General features: G+C 77.5%; 1 protein-coding gene. It reads right to left on the bottom strand.

Annotation, left to right across the window (positions count from 1 at the left end; all coding sequences use genetic code 11):
• Positions 1 to 289, bottom strand: a 289-nt coding sequence (locus tag ACFFNX_RS40055) for a hypothetical protein (protein ID WP_378211386.1), incomplete at both ends; no start/stop codon positions are given.

The raw sequence follows: 289 nt of genomic DNA, 5'->3' as shown, positions 1-289 counted from the left end.
GCGTGCGGCCGCCTCGCCGACCGGCTCCTCCGGCGAGATCCGGGTGAACGGGTGCGTCGGCTCCTCGGCGTTCGAGAGCAGGCCGTCCAGCGGGATCGGCATCCCGTCCGCGTCGAACAGCAGGGCCCCGTCGGCCGCGCGCGAGGCCGCCGCGCAGGAGAACAGCACGCGCTCGCGCTGCCTCGGCGGAGGCTCGTACCCGCGGTTCACCAGCCGGTGCAGGGCCTCGCCGCTCAGCGACGCGAGCATGGCCGCGTCGTGCGCCTCCCGGCCGCCCACCGAGGCGGCG

The sequence above is a fragment of the Actinoallomurus acaciae genome (assembly GCF_042429965.1).
Taxonomy (GTDB): domain Bacteria; phylum Actinomycetota; class Actinomycetes; order Streptosporangiales; family Streptosporangiaceae; genus Actinoallomurus; species Actinoallomurus acaciae.
Note: the sequence above shows the minus strand (reverse complement) of the source record. Positions and strands in the feature narration are given on the sequence as shown.